Consider the following 26,016-nt stretch of genomic DNA (forward strand, 5'->3'; position numbering starts at 1 on the left):
GCCTCAGGCTCCGAGATAGACGCGGTGGAAGCGGTGACCGAGGCTGGTCAGGACCTCGTAGCCGATCGTGCCGGCCGCCGCGGCGACGGCGTCGACGTCGCGCTCCGGCCCGACGATGTCGACGAGCGCCCCCGGCCCGAGGGTGCCGGGCGCCACGTCGGTGACGTCGAGGACGAGGCTGTCCATCGAGACGCGCCCGACCACGGGCAGCCGGGCGCCGCCGAACCACGCCGCGCCGCCCGCCGTGCTGCGGAAGAACCCGTCGGCGTAGCCGATCGCGACCGTGGCGAGGCGGCTGTCCCGGGCGACGGTCGCCGCGTGCCCGTAGCCGACCGGCGTCCCCGCCGGGACGCTGCGCGTCTGCATCACCCGGGCCCGCAGGCCGATCACCGGCCGCATCGGGTTCTCCGCGCCCTCCTGCGGGGCGATCCCGTAGAGGGCGGCGCCGGGGCGCACCATGTCGAAGTGGAAGCCCGGATCGAGGAAGATCCCGGACGAGGCCGCGAGGCTCGCCGGCACCGCGGGCAGGCGCTGGCGGACGGCCTGGAAGACGGACAGCTGCGCCGCGTTGACCGGGCTGTCCGGCTCGCCCGCGCAGGCGAGGTGGCTCATCACCAGCCGCAGGTCGAGGCCCGCGAGGGCGTCCGGCCGGTCGAGGAGCGCGCCGACCTCGTCCGGCGCGAAGCCGAAGCGGGCCATGCCGGTGTCGACCTGGAGGATCGCGGGCAGGCGCCGCGCGCGCCGCCGGGCCAGGCCCTGCCAGCCGTCGCGCTGGGATCGGTCGTTGAGCACGGGCACGAGGTCGTGGTCCGCGCAGGCCGCCTCGCTGCCCGGGGCGGCGCCGTTGAGCACGGCGATCGCCGCCCCGGGGCCGAGGATGGACCGGAGGGCCACGCCCTCGCCGACCTGGGCGACGAAGAAGTGCCGGCAGCCGGCGGCGGCCAGGACCGGCGCGACCCGGTCGGCGCCCAGCCCGTAGGCGTCCGCCTTGACGACGGCCGCGCAGGTCGCGGTCCCCGCCCGGGCGGCGAGCAGGCGGTAATTCTCGGCGATGGCCGCGAGGTCGATCGTGAGAAGTGCGGAGGCCGTCCCGGCCGGGCCCGGATCGGGCCTGAGATCGCGATCGATCATGCTCATGGCGGCCCCCGGAACGGCGCTCGGATGCGATGCCGAAAGGCTACACGAAGGATCGTCGAACGAGCGTGCGAATTGTCGAAGCAGATTGAGTTTCAAGCTTGGCCGTGCAAGTTTCTGCGGCCAGTTCGACGATCCTGCGAGTCGCGCGTGGACGAGATCGACCGCCGCATCATCCAGGCCCTGCGCGGCGACGGCCGGATCAGCAACGCGGATCTCGCCGCGGCGGTCGGCCTGTCCGCCTCGGCCTGCCATCGGCGCGTGCGGCTCCTCGAGGAATCCGGGATCATCCGGGGCTACACGGCGCTGATCGGCGGCGCGGTCGACGGGCCGGGTCTCGTGGTCCTCACCCAGTTCACCCTCGACCGCCAGACTGAGGATTATCTCAACCGGTTCGAGGCGGCCGTCCGGCGCTGTCCCGAGGTGCAGGATTGCTATCTGATGACCGGGACGGCCGATTACCTCGTGAAGCTCAAGGTGATCGACGCGGCCGATTACGAGCGGCTGCACAAGGATGTCCTGTCGCGCCTGCCGGGGGTCGCCCGGCTGCAATCGAGCTTCGCCATCCGGACCGTCGTGGCCGCCGGCCGGCCGCTCTGAAGGGAGCCCCGCCATGACGTCGATCACCGAACCGCGCGCGGACGCCCCCTGCGACCTGCGCCTCAGCGACGCCGCGCTCGCCGACGGCCGCCGGGCGACGATCGACATCCTGGGCGACCGCGTGGCGGCGCTGCGGGATCCCGGCGCGCCGCTGCCGCCCGCCGGCCGCACGATCGATCTCGGCGGCGCCCTGGTGCTGCCGGGCCTGACGGACGGGCACATCCATCTCGACAAGTGCCTGCTCGGCCTGCCGTGGCGCCCGCACGCGGCGGCGGGGTCCGTCCGCGCGATCATCGACGACGAGAAGGCGTTCCGCCGGGCCACGCGGATCCCGCTCGCCGAGCAGGGCGCCGAGGCGCTGCTCGAACGCGTGCTCCGCGGTGGCACGACGAGCCTGCGGACCCATGTCGATATCGACGACGTCACGCGGCTCGACCACCTCGCCCAGATCCTCGACCTCCGGGCCCGCTGGTCCGACCGGCTGCAGATCCAGATCGTCGCCTTCCCGCAGAGCGGGATCCTGGGCTGCCCGCCGGTCGCGGCCGACCTGGGAGAGGCCCTGCGGATGGGGGCCGACCTCGTCGGCGGCCTCGACCCCGTCGGCATCGACGGCGACCGCGACGGTCACCTGGACGTCGTCTTCGCCCTGGCCGAGCGGCACGGGCGGGGCATCGACATCCATCTCCACGACGGCGGCGCGGCCGGCCTCGATACGATCGCGGCGATCGCGGCCCGCACGGAGGCGTCGGGGCTCGGCGGGCAGGTCACGATCAGCCACGCCTTCGCCCTCGCGGAGGCCGACGACCTGGAGCTCGGCCGGATCGCCGAGGCCCTGAACCGGGCCGGCGTCGCGATCCTCAGCAGCGTGCCGGGCGGGCGCCGATGCCCGCCGATCCCGCGGCTGCGGGACCTCGGCGTCCCGGTCTGCCTCGGCACCGACAACGTCCGCGACTGCTGGAACCCCGCCACGGTCACCGGCATGATCGCCCGCGCCCAGCTCGCCGCCTACCGGTTCGACCTGCGCACCGACGCGGACCTCGCGGCGTTGCTGGCGCCGATCACCGCCGTCCCGGCTCGGGTGCTGGGCCTCGGTCCGGGCGCGGTGGCGCCCGGCGCGCGGGCCGACCTGATCGCCTTCGCGGCCGGCGGCGTGCCGCAGGTGATCGTGGAGCGCCAGGAGCCCGTGCTGGTCGTGGCGCGGNCGACCGGCGCGGCGCGGCCGCCGGGGACCCGCCGCCGTGAACGACCGCGCGCTGCGCTACCTGCTGGCCGTCGTGCGCGCGGGCTCGGTCCGGGCGGCCGCCGATGTCCTGAACGTCGCCGCCTCGGCGGTGAGCCGGCAGATCATCGAGCTGGAGGCGCAGGTCGGCGAGACCCTGCTCGAGCGCCTGCCCCGGGGCGTGGTCCCCACCGAGGCCGGCCGCCTCGTCGCCGAGCACGCGCAGCGGCAAGCCGACGAGGCGGCCCTGCTGGAGGACCAGCTGAAGCGCCTGCGCGGGGTGCAGCGGGGCACGATCGGCCTGCGCTGCGGCGCCGGCTTCCTGATCGACCTCCTCGACAATGCGCTGGCCGGCTTCGCCCACGACCACCCCGGCATCGCCTATCAGGTCGAGATCGGCACGACCGACGGGATCCTGGCGGCGATCGCCCGGGGGGACGCGGATATCGGCCTCGTCTACAACCCGCCCGCGCACCCGGACGTCCGCGGGATCGTCTCCGCCCGGCAGCCGCTGCTCGCCGTCCTGCCGATGGGGCATCCCCTCGCCGACGGGGCGGCCCCCGTCCCGCTGCGCAGCTTCGCCACCGAACCCGCCGCCCTCCTGCCCCCCGACCACGGGGTCCGGCAGCTGATCGGCCGCGTCGAGGCTGACGGCGGATTCCGGCTGGTGCCGCGGCTGGAGACGGCGTCCTTCGAGCTGCACCGCCGCTTCGTGATGGCCGCCATGGGCGTCGCGTTCCTGCCCCGCTTCGTGATCGCGGCCGAGCTGCGCGACGGTTTCCTCGCGGCGGTTCCCCTGCGCGACGCCATCCTGTCGGAGGCGAGCGCCCACCTCGTCGTCCGCGCGGGGCGGCGCCTGCCGGAGGGCGCGGCGCGGCTGCTCGGCTGGCTGGCCGACCACATGGTGGCGTTCCGGCCGCCGCCAGCGTGACGCGAGCGTGCGGAATTTCCGCACGCTTCGTGCAGAAATCGGTTGTTGTCGCAACGCTCGTTTGCCGGAACTATCGTGCCGCTTCGTGAGGACGGATCGGCATGACCATCGCAACGGTAGGCGTCGTCGGGCTCGGCAACATGGGTCTGGGCATGGCCGCGACCCTGGCCCGCAAGGGCTTCGCGGTCCTGGGCTACGACCTCAGTCCGGCCCGGCGCCCCGCCGCCGAGGCGGCCGGCGTCACCGTCCTCGACGCCCTCAACGACGTGCTCGGCCGGGCCGACGCCCTGGTCTTCTCTCTGCCGCTGGCGCGGGACGTGGAGGCGGTCGTCACCGCGGCGGGCGGCCTCCTGTCCCGGACCGACCGGAAGGTCGTGGTGATCGATACCTCGACCTCGGATCCCGGCACGACCCGGCGCCTCGCCGAGCGCCTCGCCGTGGCCGGTCACGCGCTCCTCGACGCCCCGGTGAGCGGCGGCCCGTCCGGCGCCGCCGAGGGCACCCTGACCATGATGATCGGCGGCGCCGCGGCGGATTACGAGCTGGCCCGGCCGGTCCTGGAGGCCATGTCGGCCCGCGCGCCGCATGTCGGGCCGTCGGGCGCCGGCAACATCGTCAAGCTCGTCAACAACCTGCTTGTGGCGGCCCATCTCGTGACCACCGGCGAGGCCCTGCGCCTCTCCGAGGCGGCCGGCCTCTCGGCCGAGGAGGCCGTCAAGGTCGTGAACACCGCCACCGGCCGCAGCGCGATCAGCGAGGTCATGGTCCCGCGCTGGGTCCAGTCCGGCACCTTCGACAGCGGCTTCTCGGCCGGCCTGATGCGCAAGGACGTGCGCCTCGCCCTCGAACTCGCCGCCGAATGCGGGATCGACCTGCCGCTCTCCGCCGAGGTGAAGCGGATCTGGCAGGCGACGCAACCCGCCATCCCCGACACGGCCGACTTCACCCGCATGGCCGATTACCGCGATCCCAAGGGAGCCCACTGATGTCCGGCACGCCGCACTCGCCCGCCGCCGACCGGGTCGCCGCCCTCCTGGCCGACCTGCTGCCGGGTGGCCGCATCGGCAGCGTCGTGGCCGGCGAGATCCTCGCCGGGACCGGCGCCGCCCTCGATCTCACCAACCCCGCCGACGGCGGCGTGCTCGCGACCTTCGCCGATGCCGGCCCGTCGGTCGTCGAGGCCGCCATGGCGGCGGCCCGCGACGCCCAGCGCGCGTGGTGGGGGATGAGCGCCGCCGCCCGCGGCCGCGCGATGTGGGCGGTCGCCGCCCTGGTCCGGCAGCATGCTGGCGCGCTCGCCGAGCTGGAGACCCTCTCGGCCGGCAAGCCGATCCGCGACACCCGCGGCGAGGTCGCCAAGGTCGCCGAGATGTTCGAGTACTACGCCGGCTGGTGCGACAAGCTGCACGGCGACGTCATCCCGGTCCCGACCTCGCACCTGAACTACACAAGCCACGAGCCCTTCGGCACCGTGGTGCAGATCACGCCCTGGAACGCGCCGATCTTCACCGCGGGCTGGCAGATCGCGCCGGCGATCTGCGCCGGCAACGCCGTGGTGCTGAAGCCCTCCGAGCTGACGCCGCTAACCTCGCTGGCGCTGGGCCTGCTCTGCGACCGCGCCAAGGGGATGCCCCGCGGCCTCGTCTCGGTGCTGGCGGGCGCCGGCCCGACCACCGGCGCCGCCGCGGTGGCCCATCCCGAGACGCGGCTCGTCGTGTTCGTCGGCTCGGCCGAGGCGGGCGCGCAGATCGCCGCCGCGGCGGCCCGCGCCATCGTGCCGAGCGTGCTGGAGCTCGGCGGCAAGTCGGCCAACATCGTGTTCGCCGACGCCGACCTCGACCGGGCGCTGATCGGCGCGCAGGCCGCGATCTTCGGCGGCGCCGGCCAGAGCTGCGTGGCCGGCTCCCGGCTCCTCGTGCACCGCTCGATCCACGCGTCCTTCGTCGAGCGCCTGTCCCGCGCCGCCGCGCGCATCCCCGTGGGCGCGCCGACCGACCCGGAGACGCAGATCGGCCCGATCAACAACCGGCGCCAGCGGGACAAGATCGCCGACATGGTCGAGGCCGCCGCGGGGGCGGGCGCCACGATCGCGACCGGCGGGGCCTGCCCCGCCGCCTTACGCGACACGGGCGGCTTCTACTACGGCCCGACCATCGTGGACGGCGTCGCGCCGGACGCGGCGATCGCCCGGGAGGAGGTGTTCGGCCCGGTCCTGGCGGTCCTGCCGTTCGACGGCGAGGACGAGGCGATCGCGCTGGCCAACGGCACGCCCTACGGCCTCGCCGGCGCGGTCTGGACCGGCGACGGCGGGCGCGGCCACCGGGTCGCGGCGGCTCTGCGGGCCGGCACCGTCTGGGTCAACGGCTACAAGACCATCAACGTGGCCTCGCCGTTCGGCGGCTTCGGCCGCTCGGGCTTCGGCCGCTCCTCGGGCCGCGAGGCGCTGATGGCCTACACCCAGACCAAGAGCGTCTGGGTCGAGACCGCCGCCGAGCCGGCCGTCACCTTCGGCTACGTGGGCTGAGCCCGACGCCGGGCGGACCGTTCGACAGGATCAAGCGACAAGACCGGCGATCAAGACCGGCAGGCGGAGCAACAGGCAGGCCCGAGCAGGGCAGGGGAGAATGACGATGGCGGGCGAACTCTATGCGGCGGAGGCGAGACCGGTCGCGCCCGCCGTCTCGGGCGGCGGGAAGCTGACGCTGTTCCTGCTCGCCCTCGTCATCGTCGTCATCGCGGAGGCGATCGGCAACGTCAGCATCCCGGTGGGTTCGGGCAAGATCGTGCTGCTTCCGCTGCTCTGGGCCCTGCTCCTCGGCGGCGCGCTGGGGCTGATGAGCCCGCACTTGCCCGCGCCGCTGCGGCTGTCGGGCGCCCTGCAGAGCGCGGCCGGCGCCTACCTGCAGCCGGCGCTCCTGATCTTCATCGCCAAGCTCGGCCTGCTGGTCGGCGGGTCGCTGCCGAAGATCCTGGCCTCGGGCTGGGCCCTGGCCTTCCAGGAATTCGGCCACTTCTTCGGCACGATGGTGTTCGGCCTGCCGGTGGCGCTCCTGCTCGGCATCAAGCGCGAGGCGATCGGCGCGACCTTCTCGGTCGGCCGCGAGCCGAGCCTCGCCATCATCGGCGAGCGCTACGGCATGGACTCGCCGGAGGGGCGCGGCGTGCTGGCCGAGTACCTGACCGGCACGGTGTTCGGCGCGGTGTTCATCGCCCTGCTGGCCGGGCTGATCGCCAGCCTGAAGATCTTCAACCCGCTGGCCCTGGCGATGGGCGCCGGTGTCGGCTCCGGCAGCATGATGGCCGCCGCCTCGGGGGCGATCGCCGCGCAGCAGACGCCCGAAATCGCCAAGGACGTCGCCACCTTCGCGGCGGCCAGCAACCTCGTCACCACGACGATCGGCACGTACTTCACCCTGTTCCTGTCGCTGCCCTTCACGATCTGGGCCTACGGCAAGCTGGAGCCGATCCTCGGCCGCAACCGGCCGGATGCCGCCCGTCCGGCAGCCGCCGAGCCGCGAGGCGCCGCGCCGGCCCATCAGGAGGTGCGGATCGGCCTCGGCGAGACCGTGCTCGCGTGGATCCTGATCGGCGCCTACGGGCTGATCGGCAACTGGCTGACCTACGGTGTCGTCCCCGTCGCGAGCGTCGTGGCCGGGATGGCGATCATCATCGGCACCGTCCTGGCCGGCTGGGGCCTGTACCTGCTCCTCGGCCGGCGCCTGCCCGCCGTCCTCTGGGTCTCGATCATCGGCATGGCCCTGACCTATCCCGGCACGCCCTACGCCGCCGAGATCGCCGCCCTGACCGGCAAGCTCAACTTCCTGGCCCTGGCCACGCCGATCCTGACCTTCGCGGGGCTATCGGTCGCCAAGGACGTGCCGGCGTTCCGCCGCCTCGGCTGGCGGATCGTCGTGGTCTCGTTCATGGCCAATGCCGGGACGTTCCTCGGCGCGGTTCTCATCGCGCAGTTCTTCATGCACGCGCCGCTGGGGTGAACCGCCGCGCCGATCGGCGTAGGGTCCGAACGGGGGATCGAGGCGCTCCGGCGGCCTCCGGCATTTGAGAGAGATCGCATGCGTATCGAGGCGGAGACCGTGGAGCGGATGGTCGCGTGGCGGCGCGACCTGCACGCCCATCCCGAGCTGGCCTTCCAGGAGGTCCGCACGGCGGATCTCGTCGCCCGGGAACTGGCCGCCTGCGGCCTGGCGGTGAAGACCGGGCTCGGGCGCACCGGCGTGGTCGGGACCCTGAGCCGGGGCGACGGCCCGACCGTCGGCCTGCGCGCCGACATGGACGCCCTGCCCATCCAGGAGGCGACGGGCGCCAGTTACGCCTCCCGGACGCCCGGCGTGATGCATGCCTGCGGCCACGACGGCCACGTGGCGATGCTGCTCGGCGCGGCGCGCCACCTCGCGTCGCGCACCGACCTCTCGGGGACAGTGCACTTCATCTTCCAGCCGGCGGAGGAGTGCGAAGGCGGCGGGCGCGCCATGGTCGAGGACGGCCTGTTCCGCCTGTTCCCGTGCAATTCCGTCTACGGCCTGCATAATTGGCCCGGCCTGCCGCTGGGGACCTTCGCGACCCGGGTCGGCGCCATCATGGCCTCCCTCGACACGTTCGAGATCGCGGTCGCCGGGTTCGGCACCCACGCGGCCATGCCGGAGCGCGGCACCGACACGCTGGTGGTCGCCTCCGAGATCGTCCTCGCCCTTCAGACCATCGTGAGCCGCCGGATCGCCCCCACCGACCCGGTCGTCCTCAGCGTCACGCAGATCCACGGCGGCGACGCCTACAACGTCATTCCCGAGCGCGCGGTCATCCGCGGCACGGTCCGCTGCCTGGACGAGACCGTGCGCAAGCGGGTCGCGGAACTCGTCGAGGCGATCGCGGGCGGAACGGCCGGCACGCACGGCGCCCGCGCGGAGGTGGACTACCGGTTCGGATACCCCGCCACCGTCAACACCGCCGACGCCGTCGGCACCGCCCTGGAGGCGGCCGGGACCGTCACGGACATCACCGCGCGCCGCGGCGAGGTCGGACCCTCCATGGCGTCGGAGGACTTCGCCTACATGCTCGAGGCCTGCCCCGGCGCCTACGCCTGGATCGGGACCGACGGGACGCGCAAGAGCCTGCCGCTCCACAATCCCGGCTACGACTTCAACGACGAGGCCCTCCCGGTCGGCGCCGCCTACTGGGCCGCGCTGGCGGCGCACAGCCTCAGGCCGTGACACGGCGGGCACCCTGAGAGGCCGCCCGCGCCTCCGGCGCGGGCGGTTTCGATCTCGGGTTTCAGGCCGCCATCGGCCCGTAGCGTCGGTGACCCTTCACGTCGAAGCGGTCGAGCATCATGATCTTGTCCCAGGCCTTGACGAAGTCCGCCACGAAGCGCCGCTGGCCGTCGCTGCCCGCGTAGGCGTCGGCGATCGACCGGAGCTGCGCGTTCGAGCCGAAGACGAGGTCGCTGCGGGTCGCCTCGAACTTCGTCTGCCCGCTCGCGCGGTCCTTGAGCGCGAAGGTCATCCCGTCCGAATCCGCCTTCTCCCAGACCAGGTCGACGTCGGTCAGGTTGCGGAAGAAGTCGGTCGTCAGCACCCCGACCCGATCGGTCAGGACGCCCCGGTTCGACCCGTCGTGATTGGCGTTGAGCGCGCGCAGGCCGCCGGTCAGGACGGTCCATTCCGGGGCCGTCAGCGTCAGCAGGTTCGCCTTGTCGAGGAACATCTCCTCCGGCGAGACGCTGCGCGTCATCTGCCCGAAGCCGTCGTCGACGTAGTTTCGGAACCCGTCCACCACCGGCCTCAGCCACTCGAACATCTCGACGTCCGTGAGCGCCTGCGTCGTGTCCACCCGGCCCGGCGTGAACGGGACCGGCGTCTCGACCCCGGCGTCGCGGGCCGCCTTCTCGACGGCGACGCAGCCGCCCAGCACGATCAGGTCCGCCAGCGAGATCTTCTTCCCGTCGCTGCGCCCGCCGTTGAAGGTCGCCATCACGCCGCGCAGGGCCTCGACCACGGGTGTGGCCCGCCGGTTGACGGCCCAGTCCTTCTGCGGCGCGAGCGCGAGGCGGCCGCCGTTGGCCCCGCCGCGCTTGTCGCTGTCGCGGTAGGTCGAGGCCGCCGAGAAGGCCGTGAAGGCCAGATCCGAGACCGACAGGCCGGTCGCGGCGATCGCCTGCTTCAGCGCGGCGATCTCGGCCGCGCCGACGAGCCCGTAGTCGCGCTCGGGCAGCGGGTCCTGCCACAGCAGCCCGTCCTCGATCACCACCTCCGGGCCGAGGTAGCGGTGCTTCGGGCCCATGTCGCGGTGAGTGAGCTTGTACCAGGCCTTGGAGAAGGCGTGGGTGAAGGCGTCGAAGTCGTTGAGGAACTTCTCGCAGACCTTGCGGTAGTCCGGGTCGACCTTCAGGGCGATGTCGGACGTCATCATCATCAGCGGGTGCATCTGGCCGGCGACATGGGCGTCCGGAGTCCTCGGCGCGTCCGGATCCTTCGGCGTCCACTGGAGAGCGCCGGCCGGGCTCTTGGTCTGCTCCCACTCGAACTTGAAGAGATTCTCCAGGTAGGCGTTGTCCCACTGCGTGGGATCGGGGGTCCAACTGCCCTCGATGCCGTTGGTCATCGTGTCCTTGCCGGCACCCGTGCCCTTCGGGTTGTGCCAGCCCAGGCCCATCGCCTCCATCGGCGCCATCTCGGGCGGCGGCCCGATCTCCTTCGCCGGGACCATGCCGTGGCTCTTGCCGAAGGCGTGGCCGCCCGCGATCAGCGCCACCGTCTCCTCGTTGTTCATCGCCATGCGGGTGAAGGTGATCCGGATGTCGCGCGCGGAGGCCAGGGGATCGCCGCTGGCGTAGGGGCCCTCCGGGTTCACGTAGATCAGCGCCTGGTGGGAGGCGGCCAGCGGGTTCTCCAGGTCGTAATCGGCGTCGCCGTTCTTGCCGCGCCAGCGCTTGTCGCGGTTCACCATGTCGTCGAAGCTTGAGACCGATCCCATCTCCACCACCTCCGGGCCCCAGTAGGTGGCGTTGTCCGCCTCCCAGGCGTCGAGGCGTCCGGCGGCGAAGCCGTAGGTCGGCAGGCCCATGATCTCGAGGGCGCAGTTGCCGGTCAGGACCATCAGGTCGGCCCACGACAGGGCGTTGCCGTACTTGTGCTTGATCGGCTGCAGGAGGCGGCGCGACTTGTCGGTGTTGCCGTTGTCCCACCAGCTCGAGATCGGGGCGAAGCGCTGCAGGCCGGTGCCGGCGCCGCCGCGCCCGTCGGCGATCCGATAGGTGCCGGCCGAGTGCCAGGCCATGCGGATCATCTGCGGGCCGTAATTGCCGTAGTCGGACGGCCACCAGTCCACCGACGAGGTCAGGAACTGCTTGATGTCGCGCTTGAGGGCCTCGAAGTCGATCTTGGCGAACTCGGCCGCGTAGTCGAAATCCGGGCCGAGGGGGTCGGCCGCCGGCCCGTTCTGGTGGAGCACCTCCACGCGCAGGCGGTGGGGATACCAGTTCTCCAGAGTCGGCCGGTTGCCGAGGGCGCCGCCGATCCGGTCGCCGCCGAACGGACACTTGCCTTCCATGTGAAACGACGTCGTGTCCGTCTTGTCGATCGTCTCGCTCAACCGGTGGTCCCCCTTGACGTTGCGCCGCCGTCGACGGCCTCGCGCATGCAGGGCGACGGGGACGGCACGGTGCAGTGGTCCGAACCCTCGGGGAATCCCGTCGCGTTCGAAGCTGATGACGAAATGAGGCAGCCCCCCGCGGGATCAAGTTCGGAGTGCCTCGAAGTCTCACCCGAGGCTGTGACCGGATGTCCCGCAATCGAGCCGATGACGTCGTTGTGATCCGGAGTGTGGCGGCACGACCGGAGGATTCGGCCGTGACGCGCCCGGATCTGGCGATCGACGATCCCAGCGCCGCCGTCGCCCAGCAGCACAGGAAGACAACTTCCCCGATCCTTGGCGCGCGGCGGCGTGAGCCGCGTCGGCGGCCCCCGGCCCACGCGACGAAGACCATTGGCGGCCGGCGGCGATGGTCATACAGTCATACACATGACCGCCACGTCTGCGCCGCAGCCCGATCTCCGTTTGCCGCTCTACCAGCGCCTGCGCGACGAGATCGCCTTCCAGATCGCCCGCAACGTCTGGCGGTCGGGCGAGCCGATCCCCACGGAGGCGGAACTGGCGGCGACCCATCGCGTCGCCATCGGCACCGTGCGCAAGGCGATCGACGTTCTGGTCGCCGACGGCCTCGTGGAGCGACAGCAGGGCCGCGGCACCTTCGTGCGACGGCCGCGATTCGACCGCTCCCTGTTCCGGTTCTTCCGGCATCTGGGGCCGGACGGCACCCAGGCGGTGCCGGAGGGGCGGATCCTGTCGCGCGAGGCTCGTCCGGCGCCCGCGGCCGCCCGCCAAGCCCTCGGCCTGGACGTGCGCGGCGACGCGATCCGCCTGATCCGGACACGCCACCTGCAGGGCCACCCGATCCTGTCCGAGGCGATCTGGCTGCCTGCCGCGCGGTTCGCACCGATCCTCGAGGCCCCGCTGGCGGAGATCGGCGACCTCCTCTACCCCGCCTACGAACGCCTCTGCGGCGAGATCGTCGCCCGCGCCGAGGAGACCCTGACCGTCGGCATCGCCGACGCGACCGATGCCGAACGCCTCGCGATCGCCGACGGAGACCCGGTCGTCGTCATCGAGCGCCTCGCCTTCGGCTTCGATGCCCGCCCGATCGAGTGGCGCGTGACGCGCGGCGCGGCCAAGGACTTCCGGTATCACGTCGACATCCGCTGAGGAGCCGGTGCCTTGACGGACCGACAGTGGCGTGCTCATTTATTCATATAAATGACTAGTCCTCTTCGGGGGACGGAGGAAAGCCTGTGTTCCGCTGGTACCGAGAGGTCGGTCCGGCCGAGCGTCGCACCTTCTGGGCCTGTCTGGGCGGGTGGTCGCTCGACGCCCTGGACGTGCAGATGTTCAGCCTCGCCATCCCCGCGCTGGTCGCGAGCTTCGGGCTCAGCCGCTCGGAGGCCGGCCTGATCGGCGCGGTCACGCTCGTCGCGGCGGCGCTCGGTGGTTGGCTCGGGGGGCTCGCGGCGGATCGGCTGGGCCGCGTCCGGGCGCTTCAGATCACCGTACTGTGGTTCGCGGTCGCGACCTTTCTGGCGGCCTTCGCGCAGAACTTTGCCCAACTGCTGACCTTGAAGGCGCTGCAGGGGATCGGTTTCGGCGCCGAGTGGGCGGCCGGCGCCGTGCTGATGGCGGAGGTGATCCGGCCCGAGCACCGCGGCAAGGCGCTGGGCGCAGTCCAGGGCGGCTGGGCGCTCGGCTGGGGCGCGGCCGTGCTCCTGTCCACCGCGACCTTCTCGGTCCTGGATCCGCGGACCGCGTGGCGGGTCCTGTTCGCCTGCGGCCTCGCGCCCGCGCTCCTCCTCCTCTATCTCCGCCGCTCCGTGCCCGAGCCGGCCCGGCCGGTGAACGGCCCGGCCCGGCCGCCCGCCGGAGGACTGGCGATCTTCGCGCCCGGCCTGCGCCGGATCACGGTGATCGGGACGCTGCTCGGCCTGGGCGCCCACGGGGGCTTCCACGCCCTGTTCACGTGGCTGCCCACCTACCTGAGCGTCGAGCGCGGCGCCTCGGTCCTGGGCACCGGGCTCTACCTCGCCATCATCATCGCGGCCTTCGGCCTGGGCTGCCTCGTCGCCGGCGGGCTGGTGGACCGGCTCGGGCGCCGCCGGACGGTGGCGCTCTACGCCGCCGGATGTATGGCCCTGGTCGTCCTCTACCTGCTGCTGCCGGTCGGCGACGCGGGCCTGCTCCTCCTCGGGGCGCCCCTCGGCTTCTGCACGGCCGGCATCCCCGCGAGCCTCGCGGCGCTGTTCAGCGAGCTCTTCCCGGACGGCCTGCGCGGGACCGGGATGGGCTTCTGCTACAATGCCGGCCGCCTCGCCTCCGGCCTGCTGCCCCTCGGCGTCGGCCTGCTCAGCGAGATCTGCGGCCTCGGCCCGGCGATCGGCCTGTCGGCCCTCGGCGCCTACGGGCTCGTCCTCCTCGCCGTCGCGCTCCTGCCGGATCGGCAGTCCGGCGGCGCGCTGATCCCCCGGACCGTGAGATGAACCCGATGAACCGGCGCCTGTTCTGCCGCACCCTGCTCGCGGGCGGCGTCACGCTCGCACTCCCCGCCCGCGGCGCGGCCGGGACTGGCTCCGCCGCCGAAGACGGCGTGGCGGCAGTCGATACCCACGCCCACGTCTTCACCCGGGCCCTGACCCTCACGGGCGACCGGCGCTACGCCCCCGACTACGACGCCAGCATCGCCGATTACCGCGCCATGCTGGACCGGAACGGCATGGCCCGCGGCGTGCTGATCCAGCCGAGCTTCCTCGGCACCGACAACGGCTACATGGTCTCGGCCCTGCGCTCCGCGCCGGAGCGGCTGCGCGGCATCGCCGTGCTGCCCCCGGAGGCCGAGACCGCGACCCTGCGCGACCTCGCCGGGCAGGGCGTCGTCGGCCTGCGCCTCAACCTGATCGGCCGGCCGGACCCGGACTTCGCCGGCCCGGTCTGGCGCGCCCACCTCGCGCGCGTGGCGGATCTCGGCTGGCAGATCGAGGTCCAGGCCGAGGCGCGGCGCCTCGCGCGGCTGCTGCCGCCGCTGGTCGCGGCGGGCGTCCCCGTGGTGGTCGACCATTTCGGCCGGATCGACCCCGCCCTCGGCATCGCCGATCCGGGCTTCGCCGACCTGCTCGGCTTCGGCCGCGGCGGCCGCGTCTGGGTCAAGCTCTCGGGCGCCTACCGCATCGGCAGCGGCGAGGCCGGCCGGCAGACGGCGCTGCAGGCCGCCGAGCGCCTGCGCGGCGCCTTCGGGGCGCGGCGCCTGCTCTGGGGCAGCGACTGGCCGCACACGCAGTTCGAGACCCAGGCCAGCCCGGCCGAGGCCCGGCGCGACCTCGACGCCTGGGTGCCGGACCCGGCCGAGCGCCGGATCGTCCTGGCCGAGACGCCCGCCGAACTCTTCCGCTTCGACCGCTAGGCCGAGGCGGCCCCGCCCGAATTCCAGCGAGGACAGGACCATGGCAACACCGACCACGCCACACGCGGCGGACGCGGCCGCCTTCGAGAGCCGAACGATGCGGAAGGTCGGCCTGCGCCTGATCCCCTTCCTCGTGCTCTGCTACTTCATCGCCTACGTCGACCGGGTGAATGTCGGCTTCGCGGCGCTGACCATGAACCACGATCTCGGCCTCTCCGCCGCGGCCTTCGGCCTGGGCGGCGGCCTGTTCTTCGTGGCCTACGTCCTGTTCGAGGTGCCGAGCAACCTCGCCATGGAGCGCGTCGGCGCGCGGATCTGGATCGCGCGGATCATGATCACCTGGGGGCTCGTCGGCATCGGCTCGGCCTTCGTCACCGGTCCGCTGAGCTTCGCCACCGCCCGCTTCCTGCTCGGCGCGGCCGAGGCCGGGTTCTTCCCCGGCGTGATCCTGTACCTGACCTACTGGTTCCCCAAGGCCTACCGGGCGCGGATCGTGGCGATGTTCATGGTCGCGATCCCCCTCTCCAGCTTCTTCGGCTCGCCGCTCTCGGCGGCGCTGCTCACCCTCGACGGCGCCGCGTCCCTGCGCGGCTGGCAGTGGCTGCTGATTATGGAGGCGGTCCCGGCCGTCCTGCTCGGCGTCGCCGCCCTCGCGCTGCTGCCGAGCCGGCCGGCCGAGGCGACCTTCCTGAGCCCGGCGGAGCGCGGCTGGCTGACGGACCGGCTGGAGACCGAGCGGCGCGCCGCCGAGGCGAGCGCCGCGCACCACGCCCACGGCCTCGCGGCGGTCTGGGCGGTGCTCGCGAGCCGGCAAGTTTGGCTGCTCGCCGTGATCTACGCGGGCAGCTCGGCCACCAGCAACACGCTGTCGCTGTGGATGCCGCAGATCCTCAAGGGGTTCGGCCTCAGCAACCTGCAGACCGGCCTGCTGAACATGATTCCGTTCGGCATCGCCTCGGTCTTCATGATCGTCTGGGGCCTGCGGGCGGACCGCAGCGGCGAGCGGATCTGGAGCACGGCCCTGCCGCTGGCGCTGACCTCGGCGAGCTTCGCCCTGACGCTCCTGACGGGCTCGCTCTGGATGACGCTGGTCCTGCTCTCGCTGGTCCTGCTCGGCAACTACGCGATCAAGGGCCCGTTCTTCGCCCTCGCCACGGAGACGCTGCCGCCGGCCCAGACGGCCGCCGGCATCGCGGCGATCAACACCCTGGCGCATCTCGGCACCGGGGCGATTACCTCGCTGATCGGGGTGCTGCGCGAGCAGACCGGCAGCTTCCCAGTCGCCCTGCTGCCGCTCTGTGCGCTCACGGGCGTCGGCTGCGCCCTGGTCTTCTGGATCGGACGGCACCAGCCGCGGGCGGCGACCGTCGGGGCGACCCCGTCGATCGCCCGGGGCTGAGGCGGCGGTCCGTCAGGTCGGCTGGCCGAGGATCCCCAGGATCTCCCGGCGCAGCCGCACGATCTCGGCATCGTCGCGGTGGCGCGGATAGGGCGCAGCGACGGGCAGCTCGGCCCGGATCGCGGCCGGGCGGTCGGAGAGCACGATCACGCGCTCGGCCAGCACCAGCGCCTCCTCGACGTCGTGGGTGACGAGGAGCGCGGTGAAGCGCTTCTCCTGCCAGAGCCGCAGGATCTCGGCCTGCATGGCGAGCCGCGTCAGGGCGTCGAGCTTGCCCAGCGGCTCGTCGAGGAGCAGCAGCCGCGGCGCGTTGACGAGCGCCCGGGCGAGGGCCGCCCGCTGCGCCATGCCGCCGGAGAGCTGGTGCGGATAGACGTCGGCGAAGCCGGTCAGGCCGACGAGCCCCAGCGCCTGGTCGACGAGGGCCGCCCGCGACCGCCCGACGCCGCGCGCCTCCAGCCCCAGGGCGACGTTGCCGCGCACGGTCCGCCACGGATAGAGCGTCGGGTCCTGGAAGACGAGGAGCCGGGACGGATCCGGGCCCTCCACCAGGTCGCCGTCGACCCGGATCGCGCCCTGGTCGGGCGGCTCGAGGCCGGCGACGAGCCGCAGCAGGGTGGACTTGCCGCAGCCCGAGGGGCCGAGCAGCGCCACGAAGCCGCCGGGCGCCACGTCGAGGCTCACCCGGTCGAGGACCGGCAGGGGCGCCCCGCGGATCGCGAAGGCGTGGCTGACGGCCTCGACCGCCAGGCGGGCCCCGGCGCTCTGGGCGGCGGGGCGTTCGAGGGTCGCGGCGGCTACCATTGCACCAGCCCCTTCTGCCACGCGAGCAGGCGGTCGCGCAGGCGGAACAGCAGCGTGATCAGGGAGGAGCACATCAGCGCCATCACGATCAGCGCCGCGTACATGTTGGCGTAGGCGGCCCAGCCCTGCGCCCACTGGAGGTACCAGCCGAGGCCGGACTTCACGCCGAGCATCTCGGCCACGACCAGCACCGCGAAGGAGCCGCCGAGCCCCATGAACAGCCCGACGAAGACGTGCGGCAGCGCCGCCGGGATCGCCACGCGCAGGATCAGGAAGCCGCGCGAGGCGCCGAGCGTCCGCGCCACGTCGAAATAGGCCTTGTTGACGCCCGCCACCCCCGACCAAGTCAGCACCGTGACCGGGAAGCCGGTCGCCAGCGCCACCAGGAAGGTGCTGGCCGACCACGAGGACGGGAAGACGAAGAAGGCGAGGGGCAGCCACGCCGTGGCCGGCAGCGGCCCGACGAAGCGCAGCACCGGGTGGGCCCAGTAGCCCACCGCCCGGAAGGTGCCGATGGCGACGCCCAGGACGAAGCCGGTCGCCGCCCCGATGGCGTAGCCGCCGGAGAGGAGGATCAGGGAGTTGAGGATGCTGCCGCCGAGCTTCGGCCAGTCGTCGAGGAAGACCTCCAGGATCGCCTGGGGCGAGGGAAAGAACGGCATCGGCAGCAGGGCGAGCTTCGCCGTGACCGCCTCCCAGGCGATCAGCGCCAGGGCCAGCGCCGCGAGCCAGGGGCTCCAGTACCGTAGCCGCGACCCGAGAGGGCCGAGGCGGGTCGCCACGGGCGCGAGCGTCAGGAGGGCGAGGCCGAGTGACGCCGCGCCGGACCCGAGGGCCGCGGTCTCGGGCAGGTCGTCCGCCTCGGGCAGGCCGAGGGTCACGCCGGCCAGGGCGAGCCAGGCGCCGCCCGCGAGGACGATCCGCCAGGGCGGCCGCGGCAGCCTTCGGGACGGGGCGGCGGCCCGCGGGGCGACGCCGGCGGCGATGCTTCCGGACATGGCGCGCCTCAGCTCAGCACGTCGGCGTAGATCCGCTCGGCGAACTTCGCCGTGTCGGTGGACCGCCGCAGGACGTTCACCTGCTTCAGCTCGTCCCCGTAGAGCGCGAGCTGCTGCTTGAGATCGCCGCCGACCGGGCTGTCGCCGTGCTGCTGGCTGCGCAGCATCGCGGCGAGGTCCGCGATCGAGCCCTTGCCGCCGTAGCCGGAGAAGGCCCGGGCCGCGGCCTCGGGATCCCGGTGGACGGCGTGGCCGCCCTCCAGGATCGCCCGGGTCAGCGCGCGCGCCACCGCGCGGTCGTTCCGGATCAGGCTGCCGCGGGCGGCCACGACGCAGCAGGTGCGGGTGGCGAACTCGCCCGACAGGTTGGTGGCGACCTCGGTGAAGCGCGGGTCCTTCAGCCAGATCCAGGTCCGCGGGTCGGAATCGGCCAGCGCCTGCGCCTCGCCCTTCTCCACCGCGAGGTTGAGCAGGTCGGCCGGGTACTGCCGCCACTCGACCCCGCTCTCCGGGTCGATCCCCGCCTTGGCGAGCAGCAGGCCGAAGAAGTTCTTGGCCGGGCTCGCCTGGTCGCTGATCGCGATCGTCTTGCCCTTCAGCCCGGCGATGTCGGCGATGCCGGAGGATTTGGCGCTGAGCAGCCGCAGGCAGCCGCCGTGCAGCCCCGCGGTGATCTTCACGTCGAAGCCCTGTTCCAGGGGCTTGAGCCAGCGCAGGGCCATGCCGATCCCGGCATCGGCCTTGCCCGTGGCGATCGCCTCCAGCAGGGCCTCGGTCGAGCCGCCGAAATTGACGAACTCCACGTCGAGGCCGTGCCGGGCGAAGATCCCCTGCTCCTTGGCGAGCGGCGCGGCCGCCGTGCAGATGGCCGTGGCGTTCCAGGCCAGCTTGACCGTCCGGAGCGGGCCCGCGGGCGCCTCCGCGGCGGCAGGTCGGCAGAGCGGGCCGGGGTCGAACGGCGCCCCCGGTCCGGGTGCCCAGGCGCGGCCGGTGCCCATGCCGAGGCCGAGCGGCAGGGCGGCGGCCGCGGCGCCGACCTGCAGCAGGCGCCGCCGGGAAGGCGATGGATCGGAGGAGGGGCTGCCCGGTCGGGAGGGCGCTTCGGTCATCTCAGGTCTCCGGGCCGCGCGACCGCGCGGCGGGAACGGCGCGCGTCACCGCACCGGTGGCGCGACCGGGCGGATCTGGCGTCCTCGTCTTCGGGAATGATCCGTCGAGGGATCAGGGTGCCGAGTATTCGATCGCTGCTGGACCGAGTCAACCAAAGCGTTTCCTCTATTTTAGCGCGATAGGGTAAGATCATTCACGGATCGGCGCCGTCGCGCGGCGCTCAGAGGCCTCGACTCATCAGCGAGGGGCGTCGTTCGTCTGTCTCTCGATGGCAGGACCCCGAATGACGACCGGGAGAACGATCGATTCCGGTCCTCGGCGGGCGGAAACACGTTCTTCTTCGCCGTCCGACGACGCGGCAACATCCTCCTGCCGATCCATGAATATTCGGAACGGCATTCCGTTGACGCGACCCGGGTCCCGGCGGACCATCGCGGCTCCCGGGATGGCGCCGCGCGGCCGCCCGCCGATCACGTCGCCGAACACCCCATGACCGTCGCCGTCCCGCCCCCCGACATCGTCCGCAGCCTCGCCAGACGGCTCGCCGCCTGCGCGGCCGACCACGACCGCGCGGGGACCTTCCCGCACGACTCCCTCGCGGCGCTCCGGGAGGCCGGGCTCCTGGCCCTCACCGTGCCGCGGCGTCTCGGCGGCGGCGGTGCGGGTCTCCGCCGACGCGGTCGGCGCGGCGGCGGTGGCGCGCGGGGCGCTGATCAACGCCCTGCGGGTCGAGCCCGAACTCGGGACGCCCTCGCGGGGCGGCCTGCCGGCCACGGTGGCCCGCCGCGACGGCGCGGGTTGGCGGATCTCCGGGCACAAGATCTATGCGACCGGGGCGCCGGGGCTCGCCTACGGCCTCGTCTTCGTCCGCACCGACGAGGCGGAGCCGCGCACCGGCACCGTCCTGGTGCCGTTCGACGCGCCGGGCATCCGCATCGCGGAGACCTGGGACCATCTCGGCCTGCGCGCCTCCGGCAGCCACGACGTCCACTTCACGGACGTGCCGATCCCCGGGGACCACGCCGTCGACCTGCGGCCGCCGGGCGGCTGGTCGGGGCCCGATCCCTGGCAGCAGGCTTGGAGCTGCACCCTGCTCGCCGCCCTCTACGACGGCGTGGCCCGGGCGGCGCAGGACTGGTTCACCGGCTTCCTGCGGGCGCGCCGGCCCGGCAGCCTCGGGGCGCCGCTGGCGAGCCTGCCGCGCTTCCACGAGGCGGTCGGCGAGAACGAGCGGCTGCTCGCCGTCAATGCGCGCCTCGTCGCCGGGCTCGCCGCCGAGGTCGATGCGGGACATCCCCCGCCGCCGCGCGAGTCCGGCTTCGTGAAGCTCACCGCCACGGAGAACGCCGTCGCGGCGGTCCAGCGCGCCGCGGAGCTGTCCGGCAACGCCGGCCTGTCCCGGGCGAACCCGCTGGAGCGGCACCTGCGCGACGTCCTGTGCGCGCGCATCCACTGGCCGCAAGGGGACGCCGTCCGCGTCGCCGCCGGCAGGGCCGCCCTCGGCGCCTGAATCCGCCCTCGACCCGGAGATCGCACCATGAGCCTGCTTCCCCCCGATGCCGTCGAGTTCATCGGCTTCGTCGCCCCCCGGCACACCTCCGAGATCCACCCGGCGGCGGGGCCGTCCATCGACCGCGACTACCTGAAGCTCCTGGCGCAGGCGCACGAATGGGGCGGGTTCGACCGGGTGCTGGTGGCCTTCCACGCGACCACGCCGGACGCCCTCCTGCTCGCCGGGCAGGTCGCCGCCGTGACCGAGCGGCTGGGACTGATGATCGCCCACCGCACCGGATTCACGGCGCCCACCGTGGCGGCGCGGCAATTCGCGACCCTCGACCAGCTCACCGGCGGCCGGGTCGCGATCCACGTGATCAGCGGCGGCGACGACCGGGAACTCGCCCAGGACGGCGACCACCTCACCAAGGACGCGCGCTACGCCCGCACCCGGGAGTTCCTCGACATCGTCCGGCAGAGCTGGACCGCCGCGGAGCCGTTCGACTACGCGGGCGATCACTACCGGGTGGAGCGCGGCTTCTCCGAGGTGAAGCCGGTCAACGCGATCCCGGTCTATTTCGGCGGCGCCTCGCCGGCGGCGCTGGCGGTGGCCGGCCGCCACGCCGACACCTACGCCCTCTGGGGCGAGACCCACGCGCAGGTCGCCGAGCTGATCGGCCGGGTGCGGGCGGCGGCCGCGGCCCACGGGCGGGCGCCGCGCTTCAGCCTGTCGGTCCGGCCGATCCTGGCCGAGACCGAGGCGCGGGCCTGGGAGCGCGCCGAGGACATCCTGGCCCGGACCCGGGCCGTCCGGGCGGCCAGGGGCATCGGCCCGGCGGCGACGCCGCAGAACGAGGGCTCCCGGCGGCTCCTCGCGGCGGCGGCCGCGGGGCCGCGCCACGACAAGCGCCTGTTCACCGCCATCGCGGCCGAGACCGGCGCGGCGGGCAACTCGACCGCCCTGGTCGGCACCCCCGAGCAGGTCGCCGACGCCCTGCTCGACTATCACGACCTGGGCGTGCGGACCTTCCTGATCCGCGGCTTCGACCCGCTGGAGGACGCGCTCCAGTACGGCCGGGCGCTGCTGCCCGCCGTCCGGGCCGCNCCGCGCCGCGGCCCTTCGGCGGGTGTCCGGCCGCGGCCGGGCCGGCGGCACCGAGCGCCAGGGCGAGCGCGCAGGCGGCCGTCCCCGTCCGGCGCCTCCACCCGCGGGGGAAGACCGACATGGCAGGTTTCCATCGTTCGTGGTCGGAGAGGCCGGCGCGGCCGGCAGCGGCGCGCCTACTGGAGGTAGGCGACGAACATCTCGGACACGGCCCGGGACGCGTAGGCTTCCGGGCTCTCGCCCCAGCGGATCGGGAAGGCCTCGGCCACTCGGCGGCCGGCGAGGATCCGGGCGACCTCGTCGGGCATCAGGCCGTCGTCGAGGGCGCTCGCGAGGGCGGCGCGTTCGTGGGAGGGATGGGAGCGGACGCTCCGGGACAGGGCTCGGCCGAGGGCGGCGGCCGGTTCGGGGCTCAGGTCGGGACGGGTGTTCCGGGTCGTGTCATAGGTCCGCATCGGTAATCGCCTCGCGTGTCTGATGTCGTGCGCTCGCCTCCTCCTGGACGCGGCAACACGGCAGACACGGCGCAGTCATCCGGGCGATCCGTTCCTTGCTGGCGATCACGGCAAACCTCCGTACGGCTCTGTGTCGACTGCCTGTCGACTGGGCCACGACTGTGGGTCGACACTGTCAATGTAGAGGCCGGGCGCGAGAATGTGCTGCCAAATTGGCGAGGACTTGCAGCGCAGGTTGTTCGTCGAAGGCGCGGCGCGGAGCAGAAGCACGGGGCCGCGCCGGCGTCGCGGCCGCGCTCGATGACGCGTGCCGGCCGGGGGCTGGCCGCGCCCGGGACGGGCCGAAGACCGGGCTTGCCAACGGCGCGGCGATGCTTAAATATCGTTCTACAACAGGCACTTAGCGAAGACGATGCTCCGGTTTCGGGCCAGCGCGGTCGAAACCTTCTCTGCCGGACCGGGGCATCCGGAAAAGACTTCTCGCCGGCGGCGCGGGCCCCGGTGCCGGCGGCAGAATCAGGCCGCCACCGGCCGATCCAGGGGGAAACGACACCATGGGCTCAGCCACGATGATGCAGGGCGACGCGGTCGTGTTCGCGCGGCCCGACCTCGCCGAGATCCTGGGGATCTGGCGGCACGCCCGGGGCCGGGTGGTGGGCGTCCACCGCGCGGGCGACGCCCCGGCGACCGTGGACGTGAAGTTCCAGGGGCACGACACCCTGGAGCGCTACCTGCCCGACCTGTTCCGCCCCGTGGCGTGATCGGCGGCGACCGATGCATCACGCCCCTCTGCCCGCCGCGGGTGCCACGATGGCCCTGGTCCAGCCGCCCCTGCGCGTCACGAGCCGCAGCACGGGGGAGTCCGAGGTCTGGGCGGCCCTGCGCGCCGAGGCCGAGGCGGCCCTGATCGAGGAGCCGCTCTATGCCGGGATCATCCAGGCGACGATCCTCGACCAGCGCTCGCTGGCCCAGGCCCTCGCCTACCGCCTCGCCCACCGTCTCGGGGACGGCGACCTCGCCCGCCTGTCGATGCGCGACCTCTGCCTCTCGGCCTTCGAGACCGACCCGCAGGCCGGCGCCCACGCGGTGCGCGACCTCGTGGCGATCCGCGAGCGCGACCCGACCTGCCGCCGCTACCTCGACCCGTTCCTGTTCTACAAGGGGCTGGCGGCGCTCGAGGCCTACCGGGTCGGCCACTGGCTCTGGCACCGGGGCCGGGCGACCCTGGCGCTGCACGTCCAGAGCCGGATCTCCGAGGTGTTCGGCTGCGACATCCACCCGGCGGCCCGGATCGGCTCGGGGGTGTTCATCGACCACGCCACCGGCGTGGTGATCGGCGAGACCACGGTGATCGCCGACGACGTCTCGATCCTCCAGTCGGTGACGCTCGGCGGCAACGGCAAGGAGAGCGGCGACCGGCACCCCAAGATCGAGCGCGGGGTGCTGCTCAGCGTCGGCGCCAAGGTGCTGGGCAACATCCGCGTCGGGGCGGGCGCCAAGGTCGCGGCCGCCGCGGTGGTGCTGCAGGACGTGCCGCCCCACACGACCGTGGCGGGCGTGCCGGCCCGGGTCGTCTCGCGCCTGCCCGTCGACGAGGAGCCGGCGCTCAGCATGGACCAGTCCTTCGGCTACGGGGACGGCATCTGAGACGCGCGAAAGATTTTTTCTGACAACAAAGTCGTCCGTCCGCCGCTGCCAGGCGCGGATCTGTAGAATTACGTTCTCTGATCTTCCGATCCGAGGGCGATCCTATGCTGGGCAACGTGTATGCCAGAGGATCCATTTCCATGGATCGGTGAAAAATGGGGACATCCTTTCGTTGACCCTCGGACGAATCAAGCTTTATCAAGACTTGGCCGCATCGACGACGGCGTGAGGCCGGACAATCGGTCGACGATGGCCGTCTGTCTGCTGGAAACGACCTGATTTGATCGACGTAAAGGTCGGCCGGACCGTGATCGTCGTCAGGTTCTGATCGGAACGACTTGCGCCCGCCCCGCACGGCCTGCGGGGCGCGCCGCCGCCGCGCGGATCGATGCGGCGCGCCTGCAATCCTGGATGGAGTGAGGACGAACCATGAGCGGACCGGGTCTGAGCGTGAGCGCCACGGCGGCACGCAATCTTGCGACGGCGACCGTCACCTCGGTCCAGAACGCGGCGAACACGCCGCGCTGGCTGCTCCGGCTCCTGCCCTTCGTGGACGTGGCGGGCGGGGTCTACCGCGTCAACCGCCGCGCCGTCGTGCTGGCCCGCCCGGGTCGGATCGATGTCGTTACCGACGACAAGGGTGACGGCAAGGGCCGGGCGGTTCGCCCCGCCTCCCTGCGGGCCGTGCCGCTGTTCAGCCGGCTGGGCGATGCCGAGCTGGCGGCGCTGGCGGCCAAGTTCACCGAGAGCCGGCACAAGGCCGGCGCGGTGATCCACGAGGAGGGGTCCGCGGGCCGCAGCCTCACGGTGGTGGCCGACGGCACCGTCGAGCTGACCCTGTCGGGCCCCTACAAGGGCCGCCTGCGCCAGGGGCTCGCCACGAAGGGCGACTATTTCGGCGACGCCGGCCTCGCCGGCGAGAGCGCCCCGGCCCCGGCCGTGAAGGCCCTGTCGGCCGTGACCCTCCTGACCCTCGACGCCGCCGCGGTCGAGAACGAGGAGATCCGCGCCAAGATCGCCCAGTACCGCGAGGAGCGCGACCGCCTCAAAGGGCACACCAACTCGTACGGCGAGCAGGGCATCGAGCTCCTGGCGGTCCATACCGGCGAGCCGCGCCTGCCCACGACCTTCGTGGATTACGAGGTCGATCCGCGCGAGTACCACCTCTCGACCATCCAGACGATCCTCAACACCCATACCCGCGTCACCGATCTCTACTCCAACGAGATCGACCAGCTCCGCGAGCAGATCCGCCTCACGGTCGACGCCGTGAAGGAGCGCGAGGAGTGGGAGCTCCTGAACAACGCGCAGTTCGGCCTGCTCCACGAGGTCGGCCCGCGCCAGCGCATCCCGACCCGCGGCGGCCCGCCCACCCCGGACGACCTCGACGAGCTGCTGACCCTGGTCTGGAAGAAGCCCGCCTTCTTCGTGGCCCATCCCCGCGCCATCGCGGCCTTCGGCCGGGAGGCGACCCGCCGCGGCGTGCCGCCGGTCGTCGTCCACCTGTTCGGCGCGCCGTTCCTCACGTGGCGCGGCGTGCCGCTGGTGCCGAGCGACAAGCTGCCGATCGACCTCGACCCGGTGACCGGGGCCGAGACCACCGCGATCCTGCTGCTGCGCGTCGGCGAGGGCGAGCAGGGCGTGGTCGGCCTGCAGAAGTCCGGCGTGACCGGTGAGATCGAGCCCGGCCTGTCGGTGCGCTACATGGGCACCAACGACCACTCCATCGCCTCGCACCTCGTGACCCGCTACTTCTCAGCCGCCGTGCTGGTCGAGGACGCGATCGCCCGCCTGGATAACGTGCTGCTGGGCAACTACCATGACTACGCCTGAGGCCTCCGCCCTCGGGCTGCCCGGGGCGAGCCCGGGCGATCTGGCCCACGCGGATCTGGTCGGGCGCCTCGCCCGGGAGATCTACGGGCAGGGGCAGGAAGCGAGCCAGCCCGTCGCCCCGGCGATCCCCGCCGGGCCCCAGGTCCCGCAGGCTCTCGAGAGCCTGCCCCAGGGTCCGGGCGGGGCGCCGCTGCCGAGCGCGCCCCTGGGCGTCGCCTCGGCCCCGGCGGGCGGCCAGCCCGCCAGCCTGCAGTCCGAAGCCTCCGCGCT

19 protein-coding genes and 4 pseudogenes are annotated in these 26,016 nt (G+C 73.0%); 17 read left to right on the top strand and 6 right to left on the bottom strand.

All coding sequences use genetic code 11. The annotated features are described in order from the left end of the window. Positions 1 to 3: 3 nt before the first annotated feature. Positions 4 to 1,389 carry an alanine racemase gene (gene alr, locus MOTC310_RS23395; RefSeq protein ID WP_419539947.1) on the bottom strand — a complete coding sequence of 462 codons (1,386 nt, stop codon included), beginning with the start codon at positions 1,387 to 1,389 and terminating at the stop codon, positions 4 to 6. Between alr and MOTC310_RS23400 the strand changes: the two genes are divergently transcribed. From MOTC310_RS23400 to MOTC310_RS23430, 7 genes and pseudogenes are all read left to right on the top strand, one after another. Continuing rightward, positions 1,285 to 1,734 carry an Lrp/AsnC family transcriptional regulator gene (locus MOTC310_RS23400; RefSeq protein ID WP_043074809.1) on the top strand — a complete coding sequence of 150 codons (450 nt, stop codon included), beginning with the start codon at positions 1,285 to 1,287 and terminating at the stop codon, positions 1,732 to 1,734. The genes alr and MOTC310_RS23400 overlap by 105 nt on opposite strands. Positions 1,735 to 1,747: 13 nt before the next feature. After that, a pseudogene (locus MOTC310_RS23405) lies at positions 1,748 to 2,833 on the top strand (amidohydrolase family protein); the annotation flags it as partial. A 139-nt stretch (positions 2,834 to 2,972) separates the two neighbouring features. Then, positions 2,973 to 3,884 (top strand): LysR family transcriptional regulator, encoded by a 912-nt coding sequence (locus MOTC310_RS23410; RefSeq protein WP_331303470.1) that lies wholly within the window; start codon positions 2,973 to 2,975, stop codon positions 3,882 to 3,884. Between the two features lie 101 nt (positions 3,885 to 3,985). Next, positions 3,986 to 4,870, top strand: a complete 885-nt coding sequence (locus MOTC310_RS23415) for an NAD(P)-dependent oxidoreductase (protein ID WP_331303471.1) — start codon at positions 3,986 to 3,988, stop codon at positions 4,868 to 4,870. Next, a complete protein-coding gene (locus tag MOTC310_RS23420) occupies positions 4,870 to 6,408 on the top strand; it encodes an aldehyde dehydrogenase family protein (protein ID WP_331303472.1) in 1,539 nt (512 codons plus the stop codon). The genes MOTC310_RS23415 and MOTC310_RS23420 overlap by 1 nt, the downstream gene beginning before the upstream one ends. Positions 6,409 to 6,514: 106 nt before the next feature. Then, complete coding sequence (locus MOTC310_RS23425; RefSeq protein WP_331303473.1) at positions 6,515 to 7,879, top strand: DUF3100 domain-containing protein; 1,365 nt, start codon at positions 6,515 to 6,517, stop codon at positions 7,877 to 7,879. A 78-nt stretch (positions 7,880 to 7,957) separates the two neighbouring features. Beyond that, positions 7,958 to 9,112, top strand: a complete 1,155-nt coding sequence (locus MOTC310_RS23430; protein ID WP_331303474.1) for a M20 aminoacylase family protein — start codon at positions 7,958 to 7,960, stop codon at positions 9,110 to 9,112. Positions 9,113 to 9,173: 61 nt separating this feature from the next. Here the strand turns inward: MOTC310_RS23430 and katG are convergent, their stop codons facing one another. Then, complete coding sequence (gene katG, locus MOTC310_RS23435; protein WP_331303475.1) at positions 9,174 to 11,492, bottom strand: catalase/peroxidase HPI; 2,319 nt, start codon at positions 11,490 to 11,492, stop codon at positions 9,174 to 9,176. Between the two features lie 429 nt (positions 11,493 to 11,921). Here katG and MOTC310_RS23440 point away from each other — a divergent pair, with 429 nt between their 5' ends. The 4 genes from MOTC310_RS23440 to MOTC310_RS23455 all read left to right on the top strand — a co-directional run bounded on the left by MOTC310_RS23440 (position 11,922) and on the right by MOTC310_RS23455 (position 16,300). Further along, positions 11,922 to 12,662, top strand: coding sequence for a GntR family transcriptional regulator (locus MOTC310_RS23440; RefSeq protein WP_331303476.1), 741 nt, complete (start codon positions 11,922 to 11,924; stop codon positions 12,660 to 12,662). Positions 12,663 to 12,748: 86 nt separating this feature from the next. After that, a complete protein-coding gene (locus MOTC310_RS23445) occupies positions 12,749 to 13,984 on the top strand; it encodes an MFS transporter (protein ID WP_331303477.1) in 1,236 nt (411 codons plus the stop codon). A 5-nt stretch (positions 13,985 to 13,989) separates the two neighbouring features. Beyond that, positions 13,990 to 14,901 carry an amidohydrolase family protein gene (locus tag MOTC310_RS23450; RefSeq protein WP_331303488.1) on the top strand — a complete coding sequence of 304 codons (912 nt, stop codon included), beginning with the start codon at positions 13,990 to 13,992 and terminating at the stop codon, positions 14,899 to 14,901. Positions 14,902 to 14,941: 40 nt separating this feature from the next. After that, positions 14,942 to 16,300 (top strand): MFS transporter, encoded by a 1,359-nt coding sequence (locus tag MOTC310_RS23455; protein WP_331303478.1) that lies wholly within the window; start codon positions 14,942 to 14,944, stop codon positions 16,298 to 16,300. Between the two features lie 12 nt (positions 16,301 to 16,312). Here the strand turns inward: MOTC310_RS23455 and MOTC310_RS23460 are convergent, their stop codons facing one another. From MOTC310_RS23460 to MOTC310_RS23470, 3 genes are read right to left on the bottom strand one after another with little or no spacing between them, the layout of a single operon-like run. Then, entirely contained in the window at positions 16,313 to 17,104 is a 792-nt protein-coding gene (locus tag MOTC310_RS23460; protein ID WP_331303479.1) for an ABC transporter ATP-binding protein, read from the bottom strand. Next, positions 17,098 to 18,102 carry an ABC transporter permease gene (locus tag MOTC310_RS23465; protein WP_331303480.1) on the bottom strand — a complete coding sequence of 335 codons (1,005 nt, stop codon included), beginning with the start codon at positions 18,100 to 18,102 and terminating at the stop codon, positions 17,098 to 17,100. The genes MOTC310_RS23460 and MOTC310_RS23465 overlap by 7 nt, the downstream gene beginning before the upstream one ends. Before the next feature lie 8 nt (positions 18,103 to 18,110). Beyond that, positions 18,111 to 19,211 (bottom strand): ABC transporter substrate-binding protein, encoded by a 1,101-nt coding sequence (locus tag MOTC310_RS23470; RefSeq protein ID WP_331303481.1) that lies wholly within the window; start codon positions 19,209 to 19,211, stop codon positions 18,111 to 18,113. Positions 19,212 to 19,701: 490 nt separating this feature from the next. On the opposite strand from MOTC310_RS23470, the pseudogene MOTC310_RS23475 reads away from it, so the two are divergent. Continuing rightward, positions 19,702 to 20,722 (top strand): annotated as a pseudogene (locus MOTC310_RS23475) (acyl-CoA dehydrogenase). A gap of 27 nt (positions 20,723 to 20,749) precedes the next feature. Further along, positions 20,750 to 21,832 (top strand): annotated as a pseudogene (locus MOTC310_RS23480) (LLM class flavin-dependent oxidoreductase); the annotation flags it as partial. A 155-nt stretch (positions 21,833 to 21,987) separates the two neighbouring features. Here MOTC310_RS23480 and MOTC310_RS23485 read toward each other — a convergent pair. Beyond that, positions 21,988 to 22,266, bottom strand: a complete 279-nt coding sequence (locus MOTC310_RS23485; RefSeq protein ID WP_331303483.1) for a hypothetical protein — start codon at positions 22,264 to 22,266, stop codon at positions 21,988 to 21,990. A gap of 554 nt (positions 22,267 to 22,820) precedes the next feature. Between MOTC310_RS23485 and MOTC310_RS23490 the strand changes: the two genes are divergently transcribed. The 4 genes and pseudogenes from MOTC310_RS23490 to MOTC310_RS23505 form a co-directional block, all read left to right on the top strand. Next, on the top strand, positions 22,821 to 23,027 hold the full coding sequence (locus MOTC310_RS23490) for a hypothetical protein (RefSeq protein WP_331291613.1): 207 nt from the start codon (positions 22,821 to 22,823) through the stop codon (positions 23,025 to 23,027). A 13-nt stretch (positions 23,028 to 23,040) separates the two neighbouring features. Then, positions 23,041 to 23,913 (top strand): serine O-acetyltransferase, encoded by an 873-nt coding sequence (cysE, locus tag MOTC310_RS23495; protein ID WP_331303485.1) that lies wholly within the window; start codon positions 23,041 to 23,043, stop codon positions 23,911 to 23,913. Between the two features lie 429 nt (positions 23,914 to 24,342). Continuing rightward, positions 24,343 to 25,746, top strand: coding sequence for a family 2B encapsulin nanocompartment shell protein (locus MOTC310_RS23500; RefSeq protein WP_331303486.1), 1,404 nt, complete (start codon positions 24,343 to 24,345; stop codon positions 25,744 to 25,746). Then, a pseudogene (locus MOTC310_RS23505) lies at positions 25,733 to 26,016 on the top strand (family 2A encapsulin nanocompartment cargo protein cysteine desulfurase); the annotation flags it as partial. The gene MOTC310_RS23500 and the pseudogene MOTC310_RS23505, both read left to right, overlap by 14 nt.

Source organism: Methylobacterium oryzae, assembly GCF_036441375.1.
Classification (GTDB): domain Bacteria; phylum Pseudomonadota; class Alphaproteobacteria; order Rhizobiales; family Beijerinckiaceae; genus Methylobacterium; species Methylobacterium oryzae_A.